Source organism: Tepidiforma sp., assembly GCF_034433535.1.
Lineage (GTDB): Bacteria > Chloroflexota > Dehalococcoidia > Tepidiformales > Tepidiformaceae > Tepidiforma.
In genome coordinates this window covers 1-5,644 of the sequence record NZ_DAOUAO010000056.1, presented here as the reverse complement: position 1 = coordinate 5,644, position 5,644 = coordinate 1, and the positions used below count along the sequence as shown (strand labels likewise).

6 protein-coding genes and 1 riboswitch are annotated in these 5,644 nt (G+C 73.7%); of the genes, 1 reads left to right on the top strand and 5 read right to left on the bottom strand.

Features of this window, described 5'->3' with window-relative positions; translation table 11 throughout:
• Positions 1-82: 82 nt before the first annotated feature.
• The 3 genes from VAE46_RS02875 to VAE46_RS02865 all read right to left on the bottom strand — a co-directional run bounded on the left by VAE46_RS02875 (position 83) and on the right by VAE46_RS02865 (position 3,116).
• Positions 83-1,168 carry an energy-coupling factor transporter transmembrane component T gene (locus VAE46_RS02875; RefSeq protein WP_322795405.1) on the bottom strand — a complete coding sequence of 362 codons (1,086 nt, stop codon included), beginning with the start codon at positions 1,166-1,168 and terminating at the stop codon, positions 83-85.
• A gap of 7 nt (positions 1,169-1,175) precedes the next feature.
• Positions 1,176-2,270 (bottom strand): prenyltransferase/squalene oxidase repeat-containing protein, encoded by a 1,095-nt coding sequence (locus VAE46_RS02870; protein ID WP_322795404.1) that lies wholly within the window; start codon positions 2,268-2,270, stop codon positions 1,176-1,178.
• Between the two features lie 154 nt (positions 2,271-2,424).
• Positions 2,425-2,564: riboswitch (cobalamin riboswitch) on the bottom strand.
• A gap of 111 nt (positions 2,565-2,675) precedes the next feature.
• Positions 2,676-3,116 carry a GNAT family N-acetyltransferase gene (locus VAE46_RS02865; RefSeq protein WP_322795403.1) on the bottom strand — a complete coding sequence of 147 codons (441 nt, stop codon included), beginning with the start codon at positions 3,114-3,116 and terminating at the stop codon, positions 2,676-2,678.
• A gap of 112 nt (positions 3,117-3,228) precedes the next feature.
• Between VAE46_RS02865 and VAE46_RS02860 the strand changes: the two genes are divergently transcribed.
• Positions 3,229-4,428, top strand: coding sequence for a cytochrome P450 (locus VAE46_RS02860; protein ID WP_322795402.1), 1,200 nt, complete (start codon positions 3,229-3,231; stop codon positions 4,426-4,428).
• Here the strand turns inward: VAE46_RS02860 and VAE46_RS02855 are convergent.
• Positions 4,425-5,111, bottom strand: coding sequence for a phosphoribosylanthranilate isomerase (locus tag VAE46_RS02855; RefSeq protein WP_322795401.1), 687 nt, complete (start codon positions 5,109-5,111; stop codon positions 4,425-4,427). The genes VAE46_RS02860 and VAE46_RS02855 overlap by 4 nt on opposite strands.
• Positions 5,108-5,644: gamma-glutamyl-gamma-aminobutyrate hydrolase family protein (locus VAE46_RS02850; protein WP_322795400.1), on the bottom strand; the 537-nt coding region annotated here is incomplete at its 5' end. The genes VAE46_RS02855 and VAE46_RS02850, both read right to left, overlap by 4 nt.

Below are 5,644 nucleotides of genomic sequence, written 5' to 3'. Positions count from 1 at the left end.
ATGACAACCGAGGCCTCGCGGAGGGCCGGGGCCGGGGCGCCGGGGTAGGCGTAGGTGATGCCGCGGAGCTCGGCGACGGCAGTCACGGGCGGGCCTCGGCGGGGCGGGCGGGGTCGGCGGCGGGGGCGGCGGCCGGACCGGGGCGAAGGGTGATGAGCGCGGCCGGCCAGGCCATGGCTGCGGCGGCGAGAGCGGGCAGGAGTTCGAAGCCGGGGACCGGCAGGCCGGCGAAAGGGTTGTAGGTGAGCTGGCCGAGGCCGGTGAAGCGGAGGGCGAGGACGGTCGCACCGAGGGCGAGGGCGGAGGCGATGGCGATCCGCTCGGCGGGGGGCACCGGTTCGCGGCCGAAGCGGGTGGTGCGGCGGGCGCGTGCGGCGGTTCGCCACCAGGCAGCGAGGAGGGCGATGGCGCCGAGCAAGGCGGCGAGGCCGTAGGGGCGCCAGGAGGGTTCGTAGAACCAGGCCCAGGCGGCGGCGACAAGGAGGGGGACAGCGCCGGCGGCGGCAAGACGGGCGCGGGCGGGGAGCGGCGGGCTGGCGCCGTAGCCGCGGGCCTCCATGGCCTCGGCGAGGCGCAGGGAGCGTTCGAGCCCGCCGAGGATGGCGGGGACGACGAGGGCGGGGAGTTCGCGCAGGCCGCCGGGTGCGCCGCGGAGGGCGCGCATCTCGCGCACCCGGCGGAGGTCTTCGACACTGGAGGGCAGCAGGGTGAGTCCGACGGTGAGGATGAGGCTGGCCTGGAAGAGGGCGGCCGGGGTGGAGCGGAGGATGCGGTAAGGGCTGACGGCGCCGTTGAAGACCCCGAAGGCGATCAGGATTGAGAGGATGGCGAGGCTGCGGATGCCGGCGGCGACGAGGCCCTCAGCGGCGACCGGGCCCCCGAGGCGGAGCCCGCCGAGCCAGCGGGGCACCTCGGGGCCGGGGACGGTGAACAGGATGTGGTCGCCGTAGCTGCCGTTGATGACGGCGATGAGCATGGAGATGGCGGCCATCACTGCGCCGAAGACGGCGAGGGCGCGGAAGCTGACGACGCCATTCGCCTGGCGTGGGGCAACGATGGCGACGAGAACGACGGCGAGCAGGAGAAGGGCCAGGTAGAAGGGGTTGGTGGTGGCGAGCGCCACCACCATGACGACCAGGACCCAGGTGACCCAGCTCGCCGGGTGCACGCGGGGGTTAGCGCCGCGGCCGGGCGGCGAGGCTTGCGCCGGCGAGTGCGAGGAGAACGCCGGCGAGGGCGAGGGCAGCGACCGGCGCCTCGACCGGGGCCGCGGCGGTATTGCCGGAGGCTGGCGGCCGCGGGGTAGGCGAGGGGGCGGCGGTCGGCGGGGCGGTGGGGCTGGGTGCGGGGGTGGGGGTGGCGGCCGGCCGCTGGCGGGTGATCGGCGTCTCGGGGGCGTTGCAGAAGGTGCGCCCGGCGAGGGCCGGGAGGACCTGGTTGGCAGCGAAGGCCGGGTCGTAGCCGGCGAAGGAGCCGTCGGGGAGCTGCTGGCTGAGGAGGTACTGGATGGGGTTGACGCCGTTCTTCGTGTAGGCCGGCGATTCGGGGTTCTCGCCGAGGGCGAGGAGCGCCTGGATGGCGAAGGCGGTGGAGGAGGTGTTGGAGGCGGAGGGGTCGTAGCCCCAGCCGCCGTCGTTGCCCTGGTTGGCCTGGAGCCAGGCGAACCCGGCCGCGATGGCGGGGTCGGTCTTCGGGAGGCCGGCAGCGAGGAGGGCCTGGATGGCGATGGCGGTGGTATCCGGGTCGGCGGCGCCGCCGAAGCCCCAGCCGCCGCCCTCGACGGCAGCCGCCTTCAGGTTGTCGGCGGCCCTGGCGCCGGGCTGGTTGCCGGTGCAGGCGAGGCCGAGGATGGCGATGGACTGGCTGAAGGCGTTATCGGCGTAGGCGCCCGTCTCGGCGTTGTAGCCATCCTGGGCGCGCTGGAATAGGTTCGTGCCGCCCACGTTGCGGGGGTCGAGGCCGAGGGCCTTCGCGGCGAGCGCGGCCTTGGCGGCGGAGGCGGGGGAGGTGACGCTGGCGGCGTTGGCGACCAGGTAATCCGCCGGCGACTTGCCGCCGACGGTGTCGCGGGCGGGGTCGTAGCCGGCAGCGCGGACGGCCAGGATTGCGTCCATGGTCTGGCCCGGCGATTCGGCGTAGCTGCCATCGGGACGCTGCACGGACTTGATGAAGGCCGCGGCGCGGAGGATGGCATCTTCGGGTGCAGCGGCGCTGGCAAGTGCGGGGAATGCGGCGAAGGCCGCAACGGCGAGCAGGATGAGACGTTTCACGGGGGCTCCTCAGGGGTGTGGTGGGCGGGCACGCCGGGAGACTGGGGCGTGCAGGGCGGAGTTGGCCGGGGGAAGCGGGCGGGGAAACGAAAAGCCCGCCTCGGCGGCGGGCTCAGGTGATGCAAACCATCGTACCGACCCCTTTCGCGCGAAGGATCATCGGTCCGGGATGGGCGGGTTTTCTGGCTCGGCCGAACGGCCTCACAGTTGCGGCACAGCGCCGGATTTGCACCGGCTTGCCCCTGCTCCTCCTGCCGCGCGGGCGGCGGGAGGGCCCTCCCGATCTTCGATTGTCGAGGGGAACTGTCCAATTTTTGGGAGCGAAGGTCAAGGAGGTGGGAGGTGGGAGGTTGGAGGAACCCTGCCCCTCCAGCCGGCCCCACCCGGGAGCCGGGAGCCGGGAGGTCAGGGGTGCCAGGCCATGAGGTAGTGGGTGTCGGTCTGGCCCGTGTGCTGGAAGCCGAGGCGTTCGTAGAGGGCGCGGGCGGGATTGACCTTGAGCACCCGCAGGGTGACGGGCAGGCCGCGTTCGGCGGCGCGGGCCTGGACGGCACGGATGACGGCGGTGCCGACGCCCTGGCGCTGCCAGCGGGGTGCGAGTTCGATGGCGTCGATGACGACGGCGTCGCCCTGTTCGTCGAGGTCGAGGAAGCCGGAAAGTTCGCCTTCGATCTCGATGGCGAGGCGGAGGTCGGGCCAGGAGCCGGCGAAGTGGTCCTGCTGCCAGGCGTCGTCCCAGGGCCCCCAGGTGGCGGTGACGTAGGATTCCATCGCGGCGCGGTGGATGGCGTAGAGCTCGGGCTCTTCGGCGTACTGGGCGGGTCGGATGACGAAGCCGGAGGGCATGGGTCGCTCCTGGCGGCCGGCGGGGAGTGGCCGGGGGATGGGGGCATGGTAGCGGGAAATGGCGGGGACCGCGTCGGTGAAATCCCTCGCCGGACGGTGTAGGCTCCCGCACATGGAGCTGGACCTCGGCTGCGAGGAGGCGATCCGCGACCCGGCGGGCTACTTCGCGCGGGCACGGGAGGCAGGCGGAGACCTCCAGTGGAGCGAGCGGCACCGGGCGTGGGTGGCGCTCTCGCACGCGGGGGTTTCGGACGGGTTCCGCGACAGCGAGCGGCTCTCTTCGGACCGAATGGGGACGTTCGAGCGGGCGGCGCGGGGGCGTTCAGAGGCGTTCCAGCGGGCGGTGGAGATGCTGCACGCGTGGCTGAACTTTCGCGACCCGCCGGCGCACACGCGGCTGCGGGAGCCGCTGGCGCGGGCGTTCACGCCGCGGGCCGTGAGCGGGCTGGAGGGGCGGATCGCCCGCATCGTGGAGGAGCGGCTGGATGCGCTCGCGCGGATCGGGGGACCGGTGGACCTGAGCGCAGAGTTTGCGCGGCCGCTGCCGGCGCTGGTGATTGCGGCGATCCTCGGCGTTGACGGCGAGGAGCGCGAGCGGTTCCAGGAGTGGTCGGACGACCTGGCGCGGCTGGTGTTTTCGCTGGAGCCGAGACGGGTGGAGGACGGGCCGGTGGGCGAGGCGGCCGAGGCGTTCATGGGCTTCTTCGCGCGGCACATCGAACGCGAGCGGAGGGAGCCGACGGGGTCGCTGCTGAGCCTGGTGGTGCATTCGCCAGCCGGCAAGCTCTCGCCGGTGGAGCTGGTCGGTCTCTGCACGCTGCTGCTGTTCGGCGGGCACGAAACGACGACGACGCTGCTGATCAACACGCTGGCGACCCTGCTGGAGCGGCCGGACCTGCAGGCGTGGCTGCGGGCGAACCCGGGCGCCTGGGACACGGCGGTGGAGGAGTTCATGCGGGTGGGCGGGCCGGCGCGGACGATGCCGCGCAAGGTGAAGGTCACGCATGAGCGGGACGGGCGGCTGCTGCGGGCAGGCGAGAACGTCTTCCTCTGCATCGCGGCGGCGAACCACGACCCGGAGGTCTTCGCCCACCCGGGGGAGATCGACCCCCTGCGGGACCCGAACCCGCAGCTGGGCTTCGGCTGGGGGCTGCACGTGTGCCTGGGGGCGAACCTGGCACGCCTGGAGGCCCGCCTGGCGCTGCGGATGCTGCTCGAGCGGTTCCCGCGGGTGGAGCCGGTAGCGGTGCCGCCCATCCGGGGAGGGGTGATGGGGTTCGGGCGGCGGCCGGTGGTGGCGCGGCTGGGCTAAACCCGCCGTCGCGCAGCGACGAGGGCGCCGTGGGCGATGGCGACAAAGGCCCGGACGAGGTCGTGGTCGGTGGTGCCGTCGGGGCGTTCGACGCCGGTGTGGACATCGACGCCCCACGGGCGGACGACGCGGATGGCTTCGGCGACGTTCCGGGGGGTGAGGCCGCCGGCGAGGATGACGGGCACGGGGCTTTCGGCGGCGATGCGGGCGCTGAGCTGCCAATCGTGGGTCTTGCCGGTGGCGCCGTGGCGGCCGGTTTCGGGGTCGTAGGTATCGAGGATGAGGGCATCGGCGTGGCGGGCGCGTTCGCGGGCAAGTTCGAGCGCCCCGGGGCCGGTGACGTTGACGGCGAGGATGACCTTGAGGCCGGGGATGGCCTGGCGCATGCGGGCGATCTCGGCGGGGTCGGCGGGGGCGTGGAGCTGCAGCTGCGTGACGCCGAGCTGGCGGCACATGGGCACGACCTCGGCGGCGGTGACGCGGTAGGTGATGAGCACGGGGGTGATGAACGGCGGGAGGGCGCGGATGATGGCGGCAGCGCGGGCTTCATCGAGGCCGTTATGGGGGCCGGTGGGCAGGCCGAGGGTGAAACCGATGGCGTCGGCGCCGGCGGCCTCGCAGGCGAGGGCGTCTTCGAGGGTGGAGATGCCGGCGACCTGGACGCGCGGGCGGCGGGCGTTCACGAGACGACCTCGCGGGCGGCGGCGGCGAAGGCTTCGAAGAGGGCGCGCGCCTGCTCGCGGTGGGGGCCCGCCGGACCGATAGCGAGGTCCTCCGGGTGCCACTGGACGGCGAGGAGGAAGCCGGGGCCCTCGGCTTCGAGGGCCTCGACAACGCCGTCATCGCTGCGGGCGGCGACGCGGAGGCCGGCGCCGAGGCGGGCGGGGTCGACGGCCTGGTGATGGCGGCTGTTGACCTCGATGGGCCCGGGGCCGAGGAGCGCCTGCAGGCGGCCGGGTTCGGAAATGACAACGGTGTGGGCGGGGCGATGCTTCGCGTCGACCGGGGGCGCATCGCCGTGGCGGTCGGAGCCAAGGAGGTCGGGCAGGTGCTGGTGGAGGGCCCCGCCGCGCGCGACGTTGAGCAGCTGCATGCCGCGGCAGATGGCGAAGACGGGGAGCTGCTGTTCCCCGGCCTGCTGGAGGAGGGCGATTTCGAGGGCGTCGCGGGCGGGCTCGGGCGGGTAGGCGGCGGGGTGGGGCGGTTCGCCATAGCG

Bases quoted from the DNA above. Each gene is read 5' to 3' on its own strand.
- VAE46_RS02865 (WP_322795403.1), bottom strand. From the start codon at position 3,116: ATGCCCTCCGGCTTCGTCATCCGACCCGCCCAGTACGCCGAAGAGCCC.
- VAE46_RS02860 (WP_322795402.1), top strand. From the start codon at position 3,229: ATGGAGCTGGACCTCGGCTGCGAGGAGGCGATCCGCGACCCGGCGGGC.